Below are 21,920 nucleotides of genomic sequence, written 5' to 3'. Positions count from 1 at the left end.
GCCCGGCGCATGCCGCGCCGTTGCACTGTGGGGCGCACATGACACGCGCCGGACGGCGCGCATTCGGTATCATCACGGCCCGACCGAACCGAATGCCCGCCCGGGCCGCATCCGCATGGCGCTGAAATCCACGATCTACAAAGCCGAACTGCAAATCGCCGACATGGATCGGCATTACTACGCCGATCACGCGCTGACGGTGGCGCGCCATCCGTCGGAAACGGACGACCGGATGATGGTGCGCATCGTCGCGTTCGCGCTGTTCGCGCACGAGCGGCTCGAATTCTGCAAGGGGCTGTCGGACGTCGACGAGCCCGATCTGTGGCAGAAGGACCTGACGGGCGCGATCGACGTGTGGATCGAGGCCGGCCAGCCCGACGAGCGGCGTATCTCGAAGGCGGCCGGCCGCGCCGGGCAGGTCACGGTGATCGCGTACGGCGGCAAGACGTCGGATATCTGGTGGCAGGGCGTGCGCAGCAAGGTCGAGCGGCTGCGCAACGTGCAGGTGCTGTCGCTGGCCGATGGCGTCGCGGCCGAGCTCGGGCAGCTCGCGGAGCGCACGATGCGCCTGCAGTGCACGGTCCAGGACGGCGCGGCGTGGATCTCGAGCGCCGACCACGATCCGATCGCGGTCGAATGGACGGTGCTGAAGGCGCGCGCGGACGCGTGACCGCCCGCGCACCGGCCGTGCTCAGCCGATCGCGGCCGGCGGCCCCTTGAATTCCAGCATGTTGCCTTCGGGATCGAACAGGTAGATCGACGGCCCGTAGCCGCCGGCGCCGTAGCGTTCCGCGGGGGCGCCCGGCCGCGCGCCATGCGCGGCGAAATGCGCGATCAGCGCGTCGGGATCGAACGGCTCGACGCGCAGGCACAGGTGATCGAGGTTGCGTCCCGTGCCGGGCGGGCCGCTGTCGGGACGGTCGATCGGGCCGCCGACCGACAGCAGGTCGATCAGCGCATCGCCGGCGCGCAACTGCACGAGGCCCAGATCGGGCTGTTCCTTCTCCACGTGGCAACCGACGGCGTCGCAGTAAAAGCGCGTCATCGCGGCCATGTCGGTCACGCGCAGCACGATGTGATCGATCGCGCGGATGGTGGGTTTCATGGGCTGATACTCCTTCGCAGTCGACGAGCATCGAGTGTAGACGCATCGCGCCTGCGCCGCCGGCCGGAACGCGGCACAATCGACAGACGAAAAAAAGCCCGTTCACGCAGAGCGGAACGGGCTTAATCCATATCAGGAGGAGACATGGAGGAGACAGTTCCAACTATACACACGGCGATGGTGCGACGCAATATTCCAAATGCAAAAAAACGTCAGGACGGCGATTTGTCGCATTCGCACTGCAGCAAAATGGTGACGGGACGATGACGAAAACCGCGCCGGAGCAGCCGGCGCGGCCGTTTTGTCGGATTTATTCCGGGGTGATCCGCCCCCGGTTCGCCGGTACGAATCACAGAGCAAGATTCAGGGCGCGACGGCACGTGCCGATGTCTAGAGTAGGCACCATCTACACTTGAGAGTGCGAGGTTCAGATGAAAACCGCCTATCCGACCGACGATGCCCGCTGGGGCGCCGTGACCGAGCGCGATCCGCATGCGGACGGCGCGTTCTTCTATGCCGTGCGCACGACCGGCGTGTTCTGCCGCCCGACCTGCGCGTCGCGGCTGCCGCGCCGCGAGCATGTGTCCTTCTTCGCCGATCCGGCGGCCGCGCGTGCGGCCGGCTTCCGGCCCTGCAAGCGCTGCCAGCCGGAAGGGCTGCCGCGCGAGCTCGAGATCGTCAACCGCGCGTGCGCGGTGCTCGACGCGCATGCCGAGCGGCTCACGCTGCAGCAGCTGAGCGATGCCGTGCACGTGAGCCCGTTCCACCTTCAGCGGCTCTTCAAGCGCGTGGTCGGCGTATCGCCGCGGCAGTACCAGGCCGCGCAGCGCGGTGCCGCGCTGCGGCAGGCGCTGCAAAGCGGGCAGCCGGTCACGCAGGCGGCCGTCGATGCGGGCTTCAACTCGCCGTCGCGGCTCTATGCGTCGGTGCCGCGCGAGCTCGGGATGGCGCCGTCCGCGTTCCGCCGTCAGGGCGCGGGCCTGCGGATTGACTATGCGACCGCGTCGACGTCGCTCGGCACGGTGCTCGTGGCCGCGACCGAACAGGGCATCTGCCGGATCGCGTTCGGCGACGAACCGGCGTTGCTGGTCGGCGAGCTGAAGGATGCGTTCGCGCGCGCCGAACTGGTCGAATCGTCCGCGCGGCTCGCGCCGTTCGTCACGCAGATCCGCGCGTACCTGGACGGCACGCGACACGCATTCGACCTGCCGCTCGACATCGCGCCGACCGCGTTCCAGCAGCGCGTGTGGGAAGCGCTGACGCATATTCCGTACGGCGAAACGCGCAGCTACTCGGAGATCGCCGAGGCGCTCGGCTCGCCGCGCGCGGTGCGCGCCGTGGCGTCCGCGTGTGCGTCGAACCCGGTCGCGCTCGCGATTCCGTGCCACCGTGTCGTGCAGAAGGGCGGCGCGCTCGCCGGGTATCGCTGGGGCGTGCGCCGCAAGGCGACGCTGCTGGCGGCCGAGGCGCGTCATGCGCACGACGATGAAAACGAAGCCGTGACGGAGGGAAGTGCAGTTTGAGCATCGCGAAAACAACGATCACGTCGACCGTGAACGGCGGCCAGGTGCCGCCGTCCGCGCAGATGGAACTGCGCTTCAACGCGCCCTACGACTGGGCGCGCGTGCTGCGCTTCTTCAGCGGGCGCGCGATTCCGGGTGTCGAGCAGGTCGCGGACGGCGTGTATCGCCGCATCGTCGACCTGCATGGCGACTCGGGCCGGCTCACCGTCACGAAACATCCGCGCAAGCATTGCCTGATCGCGACGGTCGAAGGCGCGGTCGCGCGTCATGTCGACGAACCGTTCGCCGCGCGCGTCGCGACGATGTTCGACCTCGACGCCGATCCGGCTGCGATCGGCGGCGGGCTCGCGCGCGATCCGTGGTTCGCGCCGCTCGTCGAGGCCGCGCCGGGGCTGCGCGTGCCGGGCGCATGGTCCGGGTTCGAGCTGGCCGTGCGCGCGATCGTCGGCCAGCAGGTGAGCGTGAAGGCCGCGACGACGATCGTCGGCCGGCTCGTCGAACGGGCGGGCGAGCGCGTGGTGCCTATCGACGATGGCGCGCCGGCCTGGCGTTTCCCGACGCCCGACGCGCTGGCCGCGTGCGATCTCGACAAGATCGGGATGCCCGGCAAGCGCGTGGCGGCACTGACGGGCGTGGCGCGCGCGGTGGCGGCCGGCGACGTGCCGGTCGATCGCGCGCATGCCGACCTCGCGACGCTGCGCGGCGCGTGGCTCGATCTGCCCGGCATCGGCCCGTGGACCGTCGAATACATCGCGATGCGCGCGTGGCGCGACCCGGACGCGTGGCCGGCATCCGATCTCGTGCTGATGCAGTCGATCACCGCGCGCGATCCGTCGCTCGACCGTCTCGCGAGCCAGAAGCGCCGCACCGAAGGCTGGCGGCCGTGGCGCGCGTACGCGGCGCTGCATTTGTGGAACGAAGTGGCCGACCGGGCGGGCGGCGCGCGCGGCGGGTGACTGGGGCGGCCCGCGCTCGGGTGCGACCGGACGAGGCCGCGATGCAACCCGTTGCGCAGGCCGTGCCGCCATTCGCCGGCTGCCGGCCGGATGCGGGCCATCACGACGATTCGGCGAATCCGGTGCCTGCCGGATGCCGGGCGCGCAACGCGCGCGTATACCTCTTTCCTCTGTCAGTTCGGCCGCACGGTTGCACCTGCCGCCGCCTGTCCGCGCTTCACGTTCCGTCGGACGAATTTGCGCGACCGGCGTGCCGATCGGCGCTGCGTGAAACCGGTGGCACGAGCCGCGACGGCCGCGATCGGCCCGTCCGGCGGCCCGCTCCGGCCCGCGAGCCATGCCAGCGGCCACCTCAAGCGCGTGTTCCGGCGAGATGTTAAAGTGCCCGCTACCAACGAAGCGACCAACAATCCAGCCGGCCGCGCGCGGCGTTCTGCGCGCGGCCGTCACGCACTTGCGTCTCCATGTCGAACACCATGACTCACCGCCAGTCCGAACTGCTGCTGAATCGCCTCGAAGCACTGAGCTCGGGCCCGACGCGGCAGCATCTGCCCGACGGCCTGCGCGGCATCGAAAAGGAAAGCCTGCGCGTGACGCGCGACGGGACGATCGCGTTCACGCCGCATCCGCGCGCGCTCGGTTCGGCACTCACGCACCCGGCGCTGACGACCGACTATTCCGAAGCGCTGATCGAGCTGATTACGCCCGCGGAACGCGACGCCGCGATCACGCTCGAACGCCTCGACGAACTGCATCGCTACGTTTATGCGGCGCTCGGCGACGAGATGCTGTGGAACGACTCGATGCCGGGCCTGCTGCCGGCCGACGACCAGATTCCGATCGCCGACTACGGCACGTCGAACATCGGCCGCCTGAAGACGGTGTACCGGCGCGGCCTCGCGTATCGCTACGGCCGCACGATGCAGTGCATCGCCGGCATCCACTACAACTACTCGCTGCACGAGGAAGTGTGGCGGCGCCTGCATGCGGAAGAAGGGTCGACGGCCACGCTCGTCGATTACCAGTCGGAGCGCTATCTCGCGCAGATCCGCAACTTCCGCCGCCGCAGCTGGCTGCTGATGTACCTGTTCGGCGCGTCGCCCGCGCTCGACACGAAGTTCCTGCGCGGCAAGCCGCACAAGCTCGATACGTTCGACGCCGATACGCTGTACCAGCCGTATGCGACCAGCCTGCGGATGAGCGATCTCGGCTACTCGAACACGACGGCCCAGGCCGCGCTGCACGTCGACTACAACACGCTGCCCGGCTATCTCGATGCGCTGTCGAAGGCCGTCAGCGAGCCGTATCCCGCATACGAGGCGATCGGCACGCATCGCGATGGCGAGTGGATCCAGATCAACACGAACGTGCTGCAGATCGAGAACGAGTTCTACTCGACGATCCGGCCGAAGCGCGTCACGTATTCGGGCGAACGCCCGCTGCATGCGCTCGCATCGCGCGGTGTGCAGTACATCGAGGTGCGCTGCCTCGACATCGATCCGTTCGAGCCGATCGGCATCGCGCTGGAGACCGCGCGCTTCATCGACGCGTTCCTGCTCGCGTGCGCGCTCGACGACAGCGCGCCGCTCGACTGCGACGCGTACAAGGAAGCGAATGCAAACTTCGGCAGCGTGACGATGGAAGGCCGCAAGCCGGGGCTTACGCTGTCGCGCGACGGGCAGCCGATCACGCTGCAGGCGTGGGCGGACGACCTGATGGCCGATATCGAAACCGTCGGCCGCCGTCTCGATGAAATCCGCGGCGGCGACGAGCACGCGCGCGCGATCGCCGCGCAGCGCGAGAAGCTCGCCGATCCGGAGCGCACGCCGTCCGCGCGCGTGCTGCACACGATGCGCGAGAACGGGCAGTCGTTCCTCGCGTTCGCGCTGGCGCAGAGCGAAGCGCATGCCGCGTATTTCCGCGCACATCCGCCGTCGGCGGACACGCTGCGCGCCGAGCAGGCGCTCGCCGCGAAGTCGCTGGCCGAGCAGGCCGAGCTCGAAGCGAAGGAGGCCGGATCGTTCGACGCGTTCGTCGCGGCCTATCGCGCGTATACGCTGAACCGCTTCAGCGTGTAACGATCGCGCTTGTGCACCGCGTCGATCGGCGCGGTGCACGATGCGCATCTCCGTCTGCTCATCTCCGTTGCCGGTCGCGCCGCACCGTTACGCGATCAATCCGGTTCGGTCAGCAATCAGTGATGCGCGTACGTGCCGCGATCGATCGTATGCGGCAGCGCCGGCTTGCCCGATTCCACGTTCGCCCGGCCACCGTTGCCGTAACTCGCATCGTCGCCGCGCACCTGCGCGGCTCGCTGCATGATCGCCTGCATGTTCTCCGGAAAGTCGGGACTGCTCGCGAGGCTCGTCCGGTAGCCGGCGGCCTGCAGCTCAGCGAGTTCCTGGCGGACCTCCGCACGCGTCAGCGTCGATGCGGCCTGCGCGTGCGCGGCGAAGGCCGCGCCGATCAGCAGGAATGCGCATGCCGCGTGTTTCATCGTCTTCATCGTGTTTGCTCCGTGAGGTTCCGGTGCCGCGCCGTCGTCGGCGCGGGCGGAATCGATGGGGCCAGTCTAGGCTTCGGACGCCAAACGAAACATCCCGCTTGCCGGTAGTCACCTTTGTAGCGCGCGCAACATTGCGCGGGCGCTGGCGTTGAGTGCCCCGGCGAACCGTTCGTGAAGGGTTTCCTGTCGAGCGCGACAGCGGCCGGCCAACTGCCGGTCATCGTGCGGCGGACGGTCCGTATCGGGGCGCCACGCATCGGGCTTGTCCCCCTTGTACAAGCGCCCCGCGCCTCCTAACCTCTTTTAAGCGACTGATCGGTTGGCCGTGCAACGTGGTTGCGTGCGCAAGCGCCCGATCGTTGTCGCGATAGCAGAACGACCGCTTTGCACCGAATCCGGGGGCGCTGAGGCGCCAACCCGGGGCGCTCGCCCAAGGCAAGGGACCCTACGCAAGGCATGGGTTCCGAGCAAGTGCCGAAGCACTCACTCGGTCCGACATAAGCGCTGAAGCGCCAACCGGGCCGACATTTGGAGACACGATGAACCCCACCGACGCCCTACCGCCCGGCATCGTCTTCGCGCAGCCGCTGACGCCGGTCGCCAACTCGCTGCTCCTGTCCTTCCTCGTCGCCGCGATCCCGATCGCGGTCGCGCTGATCGCGCTCGGCGTGCTGCGCCGCCCCGCGTGGCAGGCGTCGCTCGCCGGGCTCGTCGCCGGCCTCGCGGTTGCAATCGGCGCGTGGGGCATGCCGGCCGGGCTCGCGTTCAACGCGGTCGGCGCGGGCATGGCGCTCGCGGTCGTGCCCGTGATGTGGATCGTCTTCAACGCGCTGCTGCTGTACAACATCGCGGTGAAGTCGGGCCGCTTCGACCAGTTCCGGCAGTGGATGCTCGACAACCTGCCCGACGACCGCCGCCTTGTGCTGCTCGTCGTCGCGTTCTCGTTCGGCTGCCTGCTCGAAGGGATCTCCGGATTCGGCACGCCGGTCGCGATCACGAGCGCACTGCTGATCGCACTCGGCTTCCCCGCGCTCGAAGCGCTCACCTATACGCTGCTGTTCAACACGGCACCGGTCGCGTTCGGCGCGCTCGGCGTGCCGATCACCGTGCTCGGCGCGGTCACGTCGCTGCCGCCCGCGACGCTCGCCCAGATGGTCGGCCGCCAGCTGCCGTTCTTCGCGCTGCTGCTGCCGTTCTACGTGGTCGGCGCGTATGGCGGGCTGCGTTCGATCAGGCAGCTGTGGCCCGCGCTGCTCGTGTCTGGCGCCAGCTTCGCGATCGCGCAGTTCGTCACGTCGAACTTCCTCGGCTACCAGCTCACCGACGTGCTGTCGTCGCTCACGTCGCTGATCGTCACGATCGGCTTCCTGCAGCTGTGGAAGCCGCAGCCCGATCCGCAATACGCGCTCGCGCGCAGCGTGCCGGCGGCGGCCGGCGCCGCGCGCGCGGGCTTCGGCGGCTGGCTGCCGTGGCTCGTCGTGTCGGTGATCGTGATCGTGTGGGTGCATGCGAACGTCGCGGCGATCGGCGACGTGAAGATCAAGTGGCCGGGCCTGCACAATGCGGTGTTCGTGTCGCTGTACCACAAGCCGTACGCGGCGATCTGGGATTTCCAGCCGCTCGGCACGGGCACCGCGATCCTGCTCTCGGCGATCGTCACGGCCGTGCTGACGCGCACCGGTGCCGGTGCGTTCCTCGAATGCGTGGTCAAGACCTGGCGGCAGACGTGGATCGCGATCGTCACGGTGATGATGATCGTCGGGCTCGCGTACCTGCTGAACTACTCGGGGATCAGCTACACGCTCGGCACCGGCGTCGCGTCGACGGGCGCGCTGTTCCCGCTGGTGTCCGCGTCGCTCGGCTGGATCGCCGTGTTCCTGTCCGGCAGCGACACGTCGGGCAATGCGCTGTTCGGCAACCTGCAGGTCGTCGCCGCCAGGCAGCTCGGCTTCGATCCGGTGCTGATGGCCGCGACCAACTCGTCGGGCGGCGTGATGGGCAAGATGATCTCGCCGCAGAACATCGCGACGGGCGTGTCGACGACGGACCTGAAGGGGCAGGAAGGCGTCGTGTTCGCGCGTACCTTCTGGCACAGCGTGATCCTCACGCTGCTGCTCGGCGTGCTCGTGTTCCTGCAGCAGCACGTGTTCACGTGGATGATTCCGGCGCTGCCGAAGTGACGCGTGGCCGGACGCGAGAAGGAAGGCACGAGGAAATAACGACGAAAGGCGCGACGAAAAGCGCCGGGAAATGTGGCAAGAGACGCGCGAAAGCGGCGAACGCGCGGCGGCTCAGCGCGGGTTCGCCCGTTGCGCCGCGTCGCGCGTGACGTGCTCCGCGGGCAGGATGCATGCGAGGAACGCATCGATCGCCGGGCTCTGGCGTCGCGCCTTCAGGTAGTAAACGTATTCGTCGATCGTCGTGTCGATGCCGCGCAGCGCGATCACGCGCAGGTCCGGATGGCGCTCGGCCTCGCCGAGCGGAAACAGGCTGCCGCCCACGCCATGCAGGATCGCCTCGCGGATCGCTTCGCGGCTGCCGATCTCGGCGACCGACGCGGCCGCGACGCCGGCCGTCGCGAGGATCGTCTCCGTGCAGCGGCGCGTGACCGAGCCTTCCTCGCGCATCAGCAGCCGTACGTCGGCGAGCTGCACCGGGTCGATCGTGTCGAAACGCGCGAGCGGATGGTTGCGATGCACGACGAGCACGAGCGGATCGGTCGAGATCACCTTGCGTTCGAGGCCGTCGGCGTCGTTGCGCTGCGACGAGACGGCCAGGTCGATGCGGAATTCCTGCAGCGCCTGCAGGATTTCCTCGGAGTTGCCGATCCGGCACGTGAGCGCGATCGACGGATGCGCGTTCGAGAAGCGGCCGACCGCGTCCATGATGTAGTACGGGCCCGTCGCGCCGATCCGCAGGTGGCCTTCGAACAGGCCGCCGACGTTGCGCAGCATGATGTCGGCCTGCGCCTCGAGCGCGATCATCTTCTCGACGAGCGGCAGCAGCTCGATGCCGGTCTCGGTGACTTCGAGCTTGCGGCCGCTGCGGTAGAACAGCTCGACGCCGTACACCTGCTCGACCTGCCGGATCTGCGCGGCAATCGTCGGCTGGCTCACGCCCAGGTGGCGCGCGGCGCGCGTGATGCTGCCCTGCCGGACGGTCGCGTGGAACGCCTTCAGCTGATCGAACACGACTCGGCTTCTCCCCCCTCTTCATCGCGCGTCAGCGTAGCGCATGCGTGTGTCGGCCGGATGAAAGGCGCGTCGTATGCCGCTTCGAAAAAAAGCTGGGGGTCACCGCAAGAAACCTGCGGGAACCGGTCACGGCCGGGACATGCCGGTGCGGGGTAATAACGGCAACGCACCGACCGCCGGCCCCGCTCGACCGGCGACCCCACTCCTACCGACCACAGGGTCTTCTTCATGTCCTCGAACAATCGACGCGATTTCCTGCGCCTCGCCGCGCAGTCGGCCGGCGCGATGGCCGCCTACGCGGGCTTCCCGCCCGCGATCCGCAACGCGCTGGCGATGCCGGCCGCCTATCGCACCGGCACGATCCGCGACGTCGAACACGTCGTGATCTTCATGCAGGAAAACCGCTCGTTCGACCATTACTTCGGCGGCCTGCGCGGCGTGCGCGGCTTCAACGACCCGCGCCCGCACCTGCTGCCGAGCGGCGCACCGGTGTGGCAGCAGCCGCCGGCGTCGGCGTTCACGAAGAACTACCATTCGCGCGGCCTCGATCCGTCGGCGCCGTACGTGCTGCCGTTCTACCTCGATCCGAAGCAGACGACCGAATTCCAGCCGGGCACCAACCACGGCTGGAGCAGCGGCCACCTCGCCTGGAACAACGGCCAGTGGGACCAGTGGGTGAACCAGAAGCAGGACGTGCTGACGATGGGTTACCTGAAGCGCCAGGATCTCACGTACCACTACGCATTGGCCGACGCGTTCACGATCTGCGATTCGTACTTCTGCTCCGCGCACGCCGATACGGCGCCGAACCGCATCTATCTGTGGACCGGCACGGTCGACCCGCGCAACATCTACGGCAACCCGCCGAACGGCCCGGGCATCGGCGAGCGCGACGACGTGAACGGCTACACGTGGACGACCTACGCCGAGCGCCTCGAGAACGCGAAGGTCAGCTGGAAGGTGTACCAGGGCGGCACGGGCATCCCGGGCGACCCGACCGACAACTACACCGACAATTCGCTGATGTTCTTCAAGCGCTTCCAGGTGAAGGAAGGCGCGAGTGGCCCGCTGGTCGACAAGGGCGCGTCGGATCACACGCTCGCCGAGCTGAAGGCCGACGTTCAGGCGAACCGGCTGCCGCAGGTGTCGTGGATCGTGTCGCCGTACAAGTACAGCGAGCACCCGCAGGCATCGCCGACCGACGGCGCGTTCTACATCAACATGGTGCTCGAGGCGCTGACGTCGAACCCCGAGGTGTGGGCGAAGACGGTGTTCATCCTCAACTACGACGAGAACGACGGGCTGTTCGACCACGTCGTGCCGCCGGTGCCGCCGGTGACGAGCGGCGTGGGCGGCCAGGGCATCGTGTCGTCGAACCTGCTGTCGAACCTCGGCGACGAGCTGCTCGACCTGAACAAGTACCCGGGCGAGATGAGCCCGCTCGTGCCGGGTGCCGACCCGGGCGGCATCCAGCCGATCGGCCTCGGGCCGCGTGTGCCGCTGATCATCATCTCGCCGTGGACGAAGGGCGGCTGGGTCTGCTCGGAGACGTTCGACCATACGTCGGTGCTGCGTTTCCTCGAAGCGCGCTTCGGCGTGAAGGAGCCGAACATCAGCGCATGGCGCCGGTCGATCTGCGGCGACCTCACGTCGGCATTCGACTTCTCCGCGCGCCCCGACACGCGCACGGTGAGCTTCACGGTGCCGCAGCACATCGCGACGGCCGGCCAGGCGTACCAGGTGCCCGCGCAGCAGTCGATGCCGGCGCAGGAGCCCGGCACGCGTCCGGCGCGTGCGCTGCCGTACGAGCTGTTCGTGCACAGCCGCGTGATCGGGCACGACGACACCGTGTCGCTCGACTTCGCGAACGCCGGCGACGCGGGCGCGGCGTTCTATGTGTACGACCGCCGCAACCCGGCGACGCCGCCGCGTCGTTATGCGGTGTCCGCGCACGACCGCTTCGTCGACACGTGGAGCACGTCGGCCGCGCACGGCGAGTACCATCTCGCCGCATACGGCCCGAACGGCTATCTGTGCGAGTTCCAGGGCAATACGCGGCTCGCCGCGGATGGCCGCCACGCGAACCCCGAAGCGAAGATCGGCTACGACGTGCGCAACCGCCACGTGTACCTGCAACTGCGCAACAGCGGGCGCGCGACGTGCCGCGTGACGGTCGACAACGCGTACAGCCATGCGCATGCGCGCACCTACACGCTGGAGCCGGGCGAGCGCGTCGAGGATCACTTCGAGCTGTCGTCGAGCCACGGCTGGTACGATCTGACGATCACCGCGACCACGCTGCGCGGCGGCGACGACAAGGTCGTGCGCCGCTTCGCGGGCCACGTCGAAACGGGCCGGCCGAGCCACAGCGACCCGGGGCCGGTGAAGCACACGGCCTGACGGCCAGCACACGTCGCGCGGTTCGGGTGAGGTCCGCCCGCCGTGCGACGGCCGCCTGCCGGATGCATCCCGGCAGGAGGAACTGGTTTTTGGAAACTGAAGACTGTTGACAATGTGTCGGGCCGAGGGTATAGAAGGATCATTCGCCGATATGGCGCCCTCGTTTTCACCCGCAGCTCCGCTGCTTGCCCGACCATGACTGCCCCGAACACGCTCAGCGCCATCGAACTCCTGCAAAGCCAGTCGCTCGCGATGATCGTCCAGGACATGCTCGAGCGCGCGATCGTCTCCGGCGAATACGCACCCGGCGAGAAGCTCAACGAAGTCGAGATCGCGACGAAGCTGAACGTGTCGCGCGGCCCGGTGCGCGAAGCGTTCCGCGCGCTGGAGCAGGCCGGCCTGCTGCGCAACGAGAAGAACCGCGGCGTGACCGTGCGCGTCGTGCCGCTGCGCGAGGCCGAGGAGATCTACGAAGTGCGCGCGATGCTCGACGAGTCGGTCGCGCGCGCGCTCGCGAAGCGCATCTCGCCCGACACGCTGAAAGTGCTGAAGGGCATCACCCAGTCGATGAAGGAAGCCGCGAAAACGCACGACGTCACGCGCTATACCGAGCTGAACGTGCAGTTCCACGACGCGATGGTCGTCGGCGTCGGCAATACGCACCTGACCGACACCTACCGCCGGCTCGTGCGCCAGCTCGGGCTGCTGCGGCAGGCCGCGATCGAGGCCGAGGAAGATGCGATCGCGGTGTCGGCGGCCGAGCACGACAAGATCGTGCAGGCGCTCGCGAGCGGCGAAGAGAAGAAGGCCGTCGCGCTGGTGCGCGAGCACGTCGCGCACGGTCTTGCACGGATGCGCCGGACGCACGAACAGGGGCTGCCGGCGGCGGGCAAGGCGGCGCGGGAGAAAACCGCGCGCGCTTGACGCAGCCGCAAGAGTCGCCGCATAAAAAGCAAAGGGACGCCTCGCAGCGTCCCTTTTTCATTGCGACGTTACCGTCGTCACGTCGAACGCATCGTCACGCCTTGTCGGCCTTCCCGGCCGCGCTCGCGAATTTCGCGAGCCACGTATCGACGGCCGACGGCTGCCGGTTTTCGTCTTCCGCGCGCTCCTTGCGGCGGATCGCATTGCGCACGACGTGCGCGCCGACATAGCGGATCGGCTCCGGCGGGAAATGGCCGAGCGGGCCGCGCACGATCGGGCTGCGCGTCCACGCGTTGTCGACGCCGAGCACGAGCGACGACAGAATCTGCCCGCCCATGTAGGTCGGCCCGACGCCGTTGCCCGAATAGCCGAAACCGTAGAACACGTTCGGCGCGCCGTCGAGGCGGCCGAAGAACGGGAAGCCCGTCACCGAGCGGTCCGACGGGCCGTTCCAGCTCGCGGTGACCGGCACGCCCGCGAGCGACGGGAAGAATTCGCGCAGGCTTTGCGTGAGCTGCGCCTCGTACGGCGAGCGCCGGTCGAACACCGGCACGATGCGGCTGCGCCACGAGAACGTGTTGCCGCCCTTGCCGAGCATCAGCCGCCCGTCGGCCGTCGTGCGGTAGTAGTAGACGAAGATTCGCGAATCGAGCACCGACACGCCGTCCACGAGCCCGGTCTTTTCGAGCAGTTCCGGGCATTTCTCGGTGATGACCATGTCGCTCGACACGACCGCGATCGTCCGCTCGAACTGCGGGAAGCGGCTCGCCATCCACGCGTTGATCGCGAACACGAGCTGGCTCGCCGTGACGCTGCCGGACGGCGTGCGCACGACGGCCGGCTGCCCGGGCGTGAAGTCGAGCATCGGCGTGCGTTCATGGATCCGGATGCCCATCGCGAGCGCCGCGCGGCGCAGCCCGCGCACGAGCTTGCCGGGATGCACGGTCGCGGCAATCGGCGAGTAGACGCCGTCGAGATTGCGCGCGGAGCCCGAGCGGCGTGCGACTTCGGCGGGCGGCAGCGGCTCGTAGCTGTGGATGCCGCATGCGGCGAGCGCGTCGAGCACCGGCGCGAGCGTGCCGACTTGCGCGTGCGACGTCGCGGTGTACAGCGTGCCGTCGAGCCGCAATTCGGCGTCGATGTCGTGCGCGCGGCAGAAATCGGCGATGTGCTGGACGGCCGCTTCCGACGCCTTCACGAGCCGGATCGCCTCGGCTTCGCCGAACAGCCGCCGCAGCGTCAGGAATTTCGCGGACCACGTGAGCAGGCAGCCGCCGTTGCGGCCGCTCGCGCCGGCGCCGCACAGGTCGGCTTCGAGGATCGCGATGTCGAGCGCCGGGTTCTGCTGCTTCGCCTGGATCGCGGTCCACAGCCCGGTGAAGCCGCCGCCGACGATGCAGACGTCGGCCTGCGTCGCGCCTTGCAGCGCGGGGGCGAGATCGCCGTCGTTGAACAGCGCTTGTTCGATCCAGAAGGGGCGCATCGGTTGTTTCTTCAATAAGGGGCGGGGGTCGTGCCGCGCACGGTCGGAAAACCTGGTCGCCGCGCGGCGACACACGGCGGGGTGGGCCGCGCGCATGGGCGCGCGGCCGGTTGCATCACGTCATGTCAGGCTGCCGTTTCGGCCGACACACGGCTCACGCCCATCGCCCGCAGTGTGTCGGCGATCGCATGGGCACGCGGCCGATTGCATCACGTCATGTCAGGCTGCCGTCTCGGCCGATACGCGGCGCACGCACATCGCCCGCAGCGTGTCGGCGATCGCCGCGACGGCGCCCGCAATGCCGGCCTCGCCGAAGTGGCCGATGCAGCCGACCCGGACCGCCTCGACCTCGGTCGGCTTGCCCGGATACGAAATGTAGCCGCGCTTTTTGACCTCCCGATAAAACCGCTTGAAGTCGTGGTTCGGATCATCTTCAGACTCATTGACCGTGGCGTCGCGGCACGCGGCGGGTGAGTAGAGGCCAGCCCTCCTTTCACTGCGCTACTTTGCTTTCTGTTCTCTGCATGTTGTTGACAATCTACAAACCATCGATTTTAATGTCAAGCACGGAAAGCACCTCCGTTCGGCGCGGCGCGGGCGCCGACGGCTCAACCCCTTCGACCTGAAAGGAATGAACGTCATGACTGAAACGCCTGTATCGGTGGAAGTGAACGGCCGCCGCTACAACTGGATGAGCCGGCCCGTGGTGGTGGTCTGCGTCGATGGCTGCGCATACGAATATCTGGAAGAAGCGGCCGAGGCCGGCGTCGCGCCGTTCCTGCGCACGCTGCTGAAGCCCGGCACGGCGCTCAAGGGCGAATGCGTGGTGCCGAGCTTCACGAACCCGAACAACCTGTCGATCGTTACCGGCGTGCCGCCGGCGATCCACGGGATAAGCGGCAACTACTTCTACGATCGCGACACCGGCGCCGAGGTGCTGATGAACGATCCGAAGTACCTGGTCGCGCCCACCGTGCTCGCGGCCTTCGCCGAACAGGGCGCGCGTGTCGCGGTCGTCACCGCGAAGGACAAGCTGCGCCGCCTGCTCGGCAAGGGGCTGAAGGGCATCTGCTTCTCGTCGGAGAAGGCCGACGAGGCGAGCATCGACGAGAACGGCATCGACAACGTGCTGGAGCTGGTCGGCAAGCCGGTGCCGGGCGTGTACAGCGCGGATCTGTCGGAATTCGTGTTCGCGGCCGGCGTGCGCCTGCTCGAGACGCGGCCGATCGACCTGATGTACCTATCGACGACCGACTACGTGCAGCACAAGTGCGCGCCCGGCACGCCCGGCGCGAACGCGTTCTACGCAATGATGGACAAGTACCTGCAGCGCCTCGACGCGCTCGGCGCGATCGTCGCGATCACGGCCGACCACGGGATGAACGCGAAGCACGACGCCACCACCGGCGAGCCGAACGTGATCTACCTGCAGGAGCTGTTCGACGAATGGCTCGGGCACGACGCGGCGCGCGTGATCCTGCCGATCACCGATCCGTACGTCGTGCACCACGGCGCGCTCGGCTCGTTCGCGACCGTCTACGTGCCGGCGTCGGCCGATGCCGATGCGCTGCGCGCGCGTCTTGCGGCGGTGGACGGTATCGAGCTCGTGCTGACGGGTGCCGAGGGCTGCGCGCGCTTCGAACTGCCGCCGGCGCGGATGGGCGACCTGATCGTGATCTCGAAGCAGGACGTCGTGCTCGGCACGCGCCGCATCAGGCACGACCTGTCGGGGCTCGACGTGCCGCTGCGCTCGCACGGCGGGATCTCCGAGCAGATCGTGCCGCTGATCTTCAGCAAGCCGGTCGCCGCCGACGTCACGGGCCGCGCGCGGCTGCGCAACTTCGACATCATCGACATCGCGCTAAACCATCTGCAGTGATGCGCACGCATCGGCAAGGGGACATACTCATGAACGCCATTGCGGGATCGACGGCCGTCCGCGAGATTCGTCGCGAAGCACTGCGAATCGACGGCGAACGGATTCATCGCGATGCGGTGATCGACGTGCGCAACCCGTACGACGGCTCGCTGGTCGGCACCGTGCCGAAGGCGACGCTGGAAGACGTGCGGCGCGCATTCGCGGTCGCGCGCGCGTACCGACCGACGCTCACGCGCCACGAGCGTGCGGCGATCCTGCGCCGCGCGGCCGACATCGTGCGCTCGCGCACCGCCGGGATCGCGGCGCTGATCACGGCCGAAGCCGGGTTGTGCATCAAGGATTCGACGTACGAAGCGGGTCGCGTGGCCGACGTGCTGACGTTCGGCGCCGGTGAAGTGTTGAAGGACGACGGGCAGATCTTTTCTTGCGATCTGACGCCGCACGGTAAGAAGCGCCGCGTGTACACGCAGCGCGATCCGCTGCTCGGCGTGATCTCCGCGATCACGCCGTTCAACCACCCGATGAACCAGGTCGCGCACAAGATCGTGCCGTCGGTCGCGACCAACAACCGGATCGTCGTGAAGCCGTCGGAGAAGGTGCCGCTGTCGTGCTACCTGTTCGCGGACATCCTGTATGAAGCCGGCCTGCCGCCGCAGATGCTGCAGGTGCTCACCGGCGACCCGACGGAGATCGCGGACGAGCTGATCACGAACCCGGCGATCGACCTGATCACGTTCACCGGCGGCGTATCGATCGGCAAGTCGATTGCCGCGCGGATGGGTTACCGGCGCGCGGTGCTCGAACTCGGCGGCAACGATCCGATCATCGTGATGGAAGACGCCGATCTCGACGAAGCGAGCACGCTCGCGGTGTCGGGCTCGTACAAGAACTCGGGGCAGCGCTGCACGGCGATCAAGCGGATGCTCGTGCACGAAGCGGTGGCCGATCGTTTCACCGAACTGGTCGTCGAGAAGACGCGCGCGTGGTCGTACGGGAATCCATCGGATCCGTCGGTCGACATGGGCACCGTGATCGACGAAGCAGCCGCGAAGTTCTGCGAGCAGCAGGTGAACGATGCGATCGCGCGCGGTGCGCGGCTGCTGGTCGGCAACGTGCGCGACGGCGCGCTGTATTCGCCGACGGTGATCGATCGCGTGACACCCGACATGCCGCTGGTGAAGCATGAAACCTTCGGCCCCGTCTCGCCGATCATGCGCTTTCGCGACATCGACGAAGCGATCCGGATGTCGAACAGCACCGACTATGCGCTGTCGTCGTCGGTGTGCACGAACCGCTTCGACAACATCACGTGCTTCATCACCGAGCTGGAAGTCGGCAGCGTGAACGTGCGCGAGGTGCCGGGCTACCGGCTCGAGCTGACGCCATTCGGCGGCGTGAAGGATTCGGGGCTCGGCTACAAGGAAGGTGTGCAGGAAGCAATGAAGAGCTTCACGAATACGAAGACGTATTCATTGCCCTGGTAAGCAGCGCGTGATGCGGACGCGCCGGCTCGAAGGCCGGCGCGCGGAATTTCCCCCGGCGGGACGCGGCCGCGACGGCCGCCCGACGACGGTCAATCGTCGTCGTGATGGTGATGACGCCAGCCGCGATGCCAGCCGTTGTCATGCCGGTAGTAGCGGTAACGGTAGTCGCCGTAGTACGGGCCGTAATAGACGGGTGCCGGCTCGTACACGACGGGCGGCGGCGGCGCGTAGTAGACAGGCGGCGGCGCTTCGATCACGGGCCCCGGCACGCCGAAATACACGCCGATGTCGGCACGCGCGAATGCGCTTGCCGACAGGCAGGCGGCCGCGATGCCGAGGGCGCAGGACAACAGGATGCGTTTCATTTGCCGTTCCCTCCGTTCGCGGGCGGCAGGGCCCGCGAGCAATCGGTTCACCTGCTTTCATGGTACGTAGCGCGTACAGAATGGGTGATACCGCGGTGTCGCTTATGTAACCGCCGGTAACGAATCGTCGGACGATTGCCGCGCCGTATCGCGACGGATTTCGTCTGCGGAATGCGTGGCTGGCCGGCGCGTTATTCGACGCGCTCATATCGTTAGCGGATTTGCGTTTTTGCCGGGCATCGGCGCGTCGGTAGAATTCGCGGACCTCTCGCGCGGCTGCTCGGGCCGGCGGGTTACTCCCTTCCATCGTTCGGGGTCCGCACCATGAAATTCCTTCGCTCCATTCTGCTCGTCGCGCTGCTGCAGGCCGTCGCGGCCACGAGCGCATTCGCCGCCGACGATCTCGCGCAGATCAAGTCTTCCGGCGTGTTCCGGGTCGGCACCGAAGGCACGTACGCGCCGTTCACGTACCACGACGAGACCGGCAAGCTGACGGGCTTCGACGTCGACATCGCCACCGCGATCGCGCAGCGCCTCGGTGTGAAGCCGCAATTCGTCGAAGGAAAGTGGGACGGGCTGATCGCGGGCCTCGACGTGAACCGCTACGACGCGGTCGTCAACGAAGTGTCGATCACCGACGCGCGCAAGGCGAAATACGCTTTCTCGTCGCCGTACATCACGTCGCACGCGGTGCTGATCGTGCGCACGGACAACACGACGATCCGCTCGTTCGACGACCTGAAGGGCAAGAAATCCGCGAACACGCTGACGAGCAATTTCGGCAAGCTCGCGGCGTCTCACGGCGCGGACGTGGTGCCCGTGCAGGGCTTCAACGAATCGATCGACCTGCTGACGTCCGGGCGCGTCGACGCGACGATCAACGATTCGCTGTCGTACCTCGATTTCCGCAAGCACAAGCCCGACGCGAAACTGAAGATTGCGGCGACCGACACGACTGGCGCCGGCGACGCGTCGGGCGTGCTGCTGCGCAAGGGTAGCCCCGACCTGGTGGCCGCGATCGACAAGGCGCTCGCGGACATCAAGTCGGACGGCACCTACGCGAAGATCTCGCAGAAGTACTTCGGCCGCGACGTGTCGCAGCCGTGACGCGAGGCTGAACGATGCCGCCTTGGCTGCACCTGATGGCGGAATCGCTGCGGCCCCTGCTTTACGCGGGGCTCGTGTTCACGGTTCCGCTCACGCTCGCGTCGTTCGCGATCGGCCTGTTGCTCGCGTTCGGCGCGGCGCTCGCGCGGCTGTTCGGGCCGCGCTGGGCACAGGCCGTCGTGCGTTTCTATATCTGGCTGTTTCGCGGCTCGCCGTTGCTCGTGCAACTGTTCGTGATCTTCTACGGGCTGCCGAGCGTCGGCATCGTGCTCGATCCGCTGACCGCCGCCGTGATCGGCTTCTCGCTGAACGTCGGCGCGTACAACGCCGAGGTGATCCGCGGCGTGATCGAATCGATCCCGAAGGGGCAGTGGGAAGCCGCGTACTCGATGGCGATGACGCGCGCGCAGGCGCTGCGCCGCGCGATCCTGCCGCAGGCCGCGCGCGTCGCGCTGCCCGCGCTGTCGAATTCGTTCATCTCGCTCGTGAAGGACACGTCGCTTGCGGCCGTGCTGACGGTGCCCGAGATCTTCCAGGCCGCGCAGCGCATCGCGGCCGTGACCTACGAGCCGCTGATCCTCTATACCGAAGCCGCGCTGATCTACCTGCTGTTCAGTTCGGTGCTCTCCACGCTGCAACGTCGCCTCGAAATCCGTTTCGGCCGTCATGCGTTGTTCCAGGCGGAGTTGCGATGATTCGTCTCGAACGCATCGACAAGTCGTTCGGCGCGCACCGCGTGCTGAGCGCGATCGACCTCGCATTGCAGCCGGGCAGCGTGACCGCGCTGATCGGGCCGTCCGGCAGCGGCAAGAGCACGCTGCTGCGCTGCGTGAACCTGCTCGAAGTGCCCGAGGCGGGCACGCTCACGGTGGGCGAAGCGCGCGTCGACTTTGCACCGGCGCGCCGGCCGTCGCGCGACGCCGTGTTCGCGGTGCGCCGGCAGACCGGCATGGTATTCCAGAACTTCCAGTTGTTTCCGCACCTGAGCGTCGTGCAGAACGTGATGGAAGGGCTCGTGACCGTGCAGCGCTGGCCGCGCGAGCGTGCGCGCGAACGGGCGCTTGCGCTGCTCGACAAGGTCGGCATCGCGGACAAGGCCGACGCATGGCCCGCGACGCTGTCGGGCGGCCAGCAGCAGCGCGTTGCCATCGCACGCGCACTCGCGCCGTCGCCGCAGGTGCTGCTGTGCGACGAGCCGACGTCGGCGCTCGATCCCGAGCTGTCCATCGAGGTGGTCGAGGTGCTGCGCCAGCTCGCACGCGAAGGCACGACGATGCTGATGGCCACGCACGACCTGCGCCTGGCCGCGTCGATCGCGCACGATGCGGTGTTTCTGGCCGATGGCCGCATCGTCGAGGCCCGTGCATCGCGCGACCTGTTTAGCCAGCCGCGCGATCCGCGCACCGCGAAGTTCATCGCGACGCTCGCGCAAGGCGTGCCGGCGTTCTGACGCGATACGCGATTCCGGCGGCGCTCAGCCCTGCGCTTGCCCGTCGAGCACCGCTGCGACGATCGCCTCCGGCGCATCTTCCTGCACGAGATGGCCCGCGCGCGGCACCCGGATCAATTCGCCGTTCGCGATGCGATCGGCGAGCGCCTGCCCTTGTTCGAGCGGAATCCACGCGTCGTCCTCGCCCCACACGATGCGCACCGGAAAGTCCGGCGGCGCGTAGCGAGCCTCCGCTTCCTCGATATAGTGCTGGCGCATCTGCGCGATCTGGCGATAGAACGCTGACTGGCCGCTTGGCGTGAGCCACGGCGAACGGTAGATCGACAGCACGTCGTCGCTCATCGGCCGTGCCACGGCATTGCCGATATAAGCCGATACGAGCGCGTGATGCGCATACGCCGGCAACCCGGTGAACGCGGCTTCGTGCTGCGCGACATGGCGCACGAACGGCGATCCCTGCGGTGCAATCGCGACCGGGTTCACGAGCGTGAGGTCCGCATACGCGATGCCGTCTAGGAAGTGCGCGCGCAGCACGGTCGCACCGCCGTAGTCGTGCGCGAGCACGCGCGGGCGCGCAATGTTCCATTCATCCAGCATCGCGCCGAACAGCACGTTCTGCCGGCCGAGCGACACGTCCGCGTCCGGCATGTCGGACTGGCCATAGCCGAGCAGGTCGTAGAAGTACACGCGATGGCGCCGCGCGAGCCACGGCGCGATCCGGCGCCACACCTGCGACGAAAACGGCGTGCCGTGCACGAGCACGAGTGGTGGGCCTTCACCGAGCATGCCCCATGCGATCCGGTGGCCTTCGAAAAGGAAGCGGTTGGCGAGTTCGAGCATCGGCTTCTCCGTGCTAACCTGTTTTGGTTGTTAACAGGTTACTCCGGATTATCCGGACATGAAACCGATAGGTGAGAATAAATGGTTACTCGAAACGAGCCTGCGCGACACGCGCACGAATGGGGCGCGGCCGATTTCGTCGGCGGCCATCCGGCGCTCGACTTCCTCAACACGGTGGCCGATACGGGCAAGACGCGCGACGAGGACAAGCTCGTCGACTGGCCGGCCGTGCGCGCGTGGGCCGGGAAAGCGGGATTGCTGGCGCCGGCCGATCTGGCGCGGCTTCTGCGTCATGCGCGGCAGGACGGCCCGGACGAGCTGGCGGCGCTGCATCGCTTTCGCGAGGATGCGTACGCCGCGATCGCGCACCTGACGGCCGGAGGCGGCGGCAGCGCCGGTGCGCGCGCGGCGGGCCGGCTCGCAGTCGCGATCCGCGATGCGATCGGGCGCAGCGCGTTCGACGCGGTCGATGGCCGGTTCGCGTGGCGGCCCGATGCGCGCGCCGCGTCGCGCTGGGTCGATGCGGCCGCGCTCGGTTTCGAGCATCTGCTGCGCAGCGACGATTTCGCGCGCGTGCGGCAGTGCGGCCGTTGTACGTGGTTCTTCGTTGATCGGGGCCGCGGCGTCGGGCGACGCTGGTGCGACATGCGCACGTGCGGGAATCGCGCGAAGGTGGAAGCGTTCAGGGAACGGTGAAGCGCGCG

Annotated in this window: 19 protein-coding genes and 1 pseudogene; 13 read left to right on the top strand and 7 right to left on the bottom strand. The window is 67.9% G+C overall.

The features are described from left to right. Positions 1-115: 115 nt before the first annotated feature. Positions 116-670: a YaeQ family protein gene (locus tag GD429_RS25205; RefSeq protein ID WP_152860894.1), complete on the top strand. Its 555-nt coding sequence runs from the start codon at positions 116-118 to the stop codon at positions 668-670. 21 nt (positions 671-691) lie between these two features. Here the strand turns inward: GD429_RS25205 and GD429_RS25200 are convergent, their stop codons facing one another. Next, a complete protein-coding gene (locus GD429_RS25200) occupies positions 692-1,105 on the bottom strand; it encodes a VOC family protein (protein ID WP_034179392.1) in 414 nt (137 codons plus the stop codon). 431 nt (positions 1,106-1,536) lie between these two features. Between GD429_RS25200 and ada the strand changes: the two genes are divergently transcribed. The 3 genes from ada (at position 1,537) to gshA (ending at position 5,662) form a co-directional block, all read left to right on the top strand. Then, positions 1,537-2,628, top strand: a complete 1,092-nt coding sequence (ada, locus tag GD429_RS25190) for a bifunctional DNA-binding transcriptional regulator/O6-methylguanine-DNA methyltransferase Ada (protein ID WP_152860892.1) — start codon at positions 1,537-1,539, stop codon at positions 2,626-2,628. Then, positions 2,625-3,584 (top strand): DNA-3-methyladenine glycosylase family protein, encoded by a 960-nt coding sequence (locus GD429_RS25185; protein WP_193727188.1) that lies wholly within the window; start codon positions 2,625-2,627, stop codon positions 3,582-3,584. The genes ada and GD429_RS25185 overlap by 4 nt, the downstream gene beginning before the upstream one ends. A 464-nt stretch (positions 3,585-4,048) precedes the next feature. Next, complete coding sequence (gene gshA, locus GD429_RS25175; RefSeq protein ID WP_193727187.1) at positions 4,049-5,662, top strand: glutamate--cysteine ligase; 1,614 nt, start codon at positions 4,049-4,051, stop codon at positions 5,660-5,662. Between the two features lie 116 nt (positions 5,663-5,778). On the opposite strand, the gene GD429_RS25170 is transcribed toward gshA, so the two are convergent. Next, entirely contained in the window at positions 5,779-6,090 is a 312-nt protein-coding gene (locus GD429_RS25170) for a DUF4148 domain-containing protein (RefSeq protein WP_152860889.1), read from the bottom strand. Positions 6,091-6,629: 539 nt separating this feature from the next. Between GD429_RS25170 and GD429_RS25165 the strand changes: the two genes are divergently transcribed. Beyond that, the gene (locus GD429_RS25165) at positions 6,630-8,270 is read left to right on the top strand and encodes an L-lactate permease (protein WP_152860887.1); all 1,641 of its coding nucleotides are present in this window, start codon (positions 6,630-6,632) and stop codon (positions 8,268-8,270) included. Between the two features lie 111 nt (positions 8,271-8,381). Here the strand turns inward: GD429_RS25165 and GD429_RS25160 are convergent, their stop codons facing one another. Beyond that, the gene (locus GD429_RS25160) at positions 8,382-9,281 is read right to left on the bottom strand and encodes a LysR family transcriptional regulator (RefSeq protein WP_321574860.1); all 900 of its coding nucleotides are present in this window, start codon (positions 9,279-9,281) and stop codon (positions 8,382-8,384) included. Positions 9,282-9,512: 231 nt separating this feature from the next. On the opposite strand from GD429_RS25160, the gene GD429_RS25155 reads away from it, so the two are divergent. Both GD429_RS25155 and GD429_RS25150 read left to right on the top strand, forming a co-directional pair. Next, positions 9,513-11,684: a phosphocholine-specific phospholipase C gene (locus GD429_RS25155; protein WP_152860885.1), complete on the top strand. Its 2,172-nt coding sequence runs from the start codon at positions 9,513-9,515 to the stop codon at positions 11,682-11,684. 195 nt (positions 11,685-11,879) lie between these two features. Continuing rightward, entirely contained in the window at positions 11,880-12,608 is a 729-nt protein-coding gene (locus tag GD429_RS25150) for a phosphonate utilization associated transcriptional regulator (RefSeq protein WP_152860883.1), read from the top strand. A gap of 94 nt (positions 12,609-12,702) precedes the next feature. Here the strand turns inward: GD429_RS25150 and GD429_RS25145 are convergent, their stop codons facing one another. Beyond that, positions 12,703-14,091, bottom strand: coding sequence for an FAD-dependent oxidoreductase (locus GD429_RS25145; protein WP_152860881.1), 1,389 nt, complete (start codon positions 14,089-14,091; stop codon positions 12,703-12,705). Between the two features lie 219 nt (positions 14,092-14,310). Continuing rightward, positions 14,311-14,523: pseudogene (locus GD429_RS25140) on the bottom strand (2-aminoethylphosphonate--pyruvate transaminase); the annotation flags it as partial. Between the two features lie 208 nt (positions 14,524-14,731). Between GD429_RS25140 and phnA the strand changes: the two are divergent. Together phnA and phnY are read left to right on the top strand one after the other, a co-directional pair. Next, on the top strand, positions 14,732-15,970 hold the full coding sequence (phnA, locus tag GD429_RS25135; RefSeq protein WP_152860879.1) for a phosphonoacetate hydrolase: 1,239 nt from the start codon (positions 14,732-14,734) through the stop codon (positions 15,968-15,970). 29 nt (positions 15,971-15,999) lie between these two features. After that, positions 16,000-17,454, top strand: coding sequence for a phosphonoacetaldehyde dehydrogenase (phnY, locus tag GD429_RS25130; RefSeq protein WP_152860877.1), 1,455 nt, complete (start codon positions 16,000-16,002; stop codon positions 17,452-17,454). 89 nt (positions 17,455-17,543) lie between these two features. On the opposite strand, the gene GD429_RS25125 is transcribed toward phnY, so the two are convergent. Next, on the bottom strand, positions 17,544-17,819 hold the full coding sequence (locus tag GD429_RS25125; RefSeq protein ID WP_152860875.1) for a hypothetical protein: 276 nt from the start codon (positions 17,817-17,819) through the stop codon (positions 17,544-17,546). Between the two features lie 324 nt (positions 17,820-18,143). On the opposite strand from GD429_RS25125, the gene GD429_RS25120 reads away from it, so the two are divergent. Genes GD429_RS25120 through GD429_RS25110 form a run of 3 tightly spaced genes read left to right on the top strand, consistent with a single transcriptional unit; the run spans position 18,144 to position 20,376 of the window. Next, the gene (locus GD429_RS25120; protein WP_152860873.1) at positions 18,144-18,926 is read left to right on the top strand and encodes an amino acid ABC transporter substrate-binding protein; all 783 of its coding nucleotides are present in this window, start codon (positions 18,144-18,146) and stop codon (positions 18,924-18,926) included. 14 nt (positions 18,927-18,940) lie between these two features. Next, the gene (locus GD429_RS25115; protein WP_034179381.1) at positions 18,941-19,621 is read left to right on the top strand and encodes an amino acid ABC transporter permease; all 681 of its coding nucleotides are present in this window, start codon (positions 18,941-18,943) and stop codon (positions 19,619-19,621) included. After that, positions 19,618-20,376, top strand: a complete 759-nt coding sequence (locus tag GD429_RS25110) for an amino acid ABC transporter ATP-binding protein (protein WP_152860871.1) — start codon at positions 19,618-19,620, stop codon at positions 20,374-20,376. The genes GD429_RS25115 and GD429_RS25110 overlap by 4 nt, the downstream gene beginning before the upstream one ends. A gap of 24 nt (positions 20,377-20,400) precedes the next feature. Here the strand turns inward: GD429_RS25110 and GD429_RS25105 are convergent, their stop codons facing one another. After that, positions 20,401-21,216 carry an alpha/beta fold hydrolase gene (locus GD429_RS25105; RefSeq protein ID WP_152860869.1) on the bottom strand — a complete coding sequence of 272 codons (816 nt, stop codon included), beginning with the start codon at positions 21,214-21,216 and terminating at the stop codon, positions 20,401-20,403. 81 nt (positions 21,217-21,297) lie between these two features. Between GD429_RS25105 and GD429_RS25100 the strand changes: the two genes are divergently transcribed. Next, complete coding sequence (locus GD429_RS25100) at positions 21,298-21,912, top strand: CGNR zinc finger domain-containing protein (RefSeq protein WP_152860867.1); 615 nt, start codon at positions 21,298-21,300, stop codon at positions 21,910-21,912. Positions 21,913-21,920: the final 8 nt, after the last annotated feature.

This window comes from Burkholderia sp. BE17 (assembly GCF_009362305.1).
Classification (GTDB): domain Bacteria; phylum Pseudomonadota; class Gammaproteobacteria; order Burkholderiales; family Burkholderiaceae; genus Burkholderia; species Burkholderia pyrrocinia_C.
This window is presented reverse-complemented; position numbering and strand designations above follow the sequence as displayed.